At 50.9% G+C, this 580-nt stretch carries 2 rRNA genes; both read right to left on the bottom strand.

The features are described from left to right. Window positions 1–217, bottom strand: a 23S ribosomal RNA gene (locus tag QGG23_08415); the annotation flags it as partial. A gap of 147 nt (window positions 218–364) precedes the next feature. Beyond that, a 16S ribosomal RNA gene (locus QGG23_08410) occupies window positions 365–580 on the bottom strand; the annotation flags it as partial.

Raw genomic sequence — 580 nt, 5'->3', positions numbered from 1 at the left:
GATTTCTTTTCCTCCTCCTACTAAGATGCTTCAATTCGGAGGGTTCACAATCCTTACGGATCATCAGTATGCCCGAAGACATTCTGATAGGAAGTCCCATTCGGGTATCTCTGGATCAAAGGCTGCCTGCGCCTACCCAGAGCTTATCGCAGCTTGCCACGCCCTTCATAGTCTCTCAAGCCAAGCCATCCACCAGACGGCGTCAGCGTGTCAGAGATTCTTCTACGGTTGCTTGCGCGACTATGTATGGCGATAATTGTGAATATAATCCACTACGCCCTTCATTCAACAAGTTTACTTGTTGAATTGCATTCAAATTTCCAAACTAATAACCATTACACAATCTAACCGCACTATCTTTCTAAGGAGGTGATCCGGCCGCAGGTTCCCCTACGGCCACCTTGTTACGACTTCTCCCCCCTTGCCAAGCTCAGGTTCGATGACGTCAATTAGGCGTCACCTCGCCCAAACCCAACTCGGGTGAAGCGACGGGCGGTGTGTGCAAGGAGCAGGGACGTATTCACCGCGCGGTGTTGACACGCGATTACTAGGGATTCCAGATTCGTGAGGGCGGGTTGCA

It is taken from the genome of Candidatus Bathyarchaeota archaeon, assembly GCA_030739585.1.
GTDB lineage: Archaea > Thermoproteota > Bathyarchaeia > TCS64 > TCS64.
Note: the sequence above shows the minus strand (reverse complement) of the source record. Positions and strands in the feature narration are given on the sequence as shown.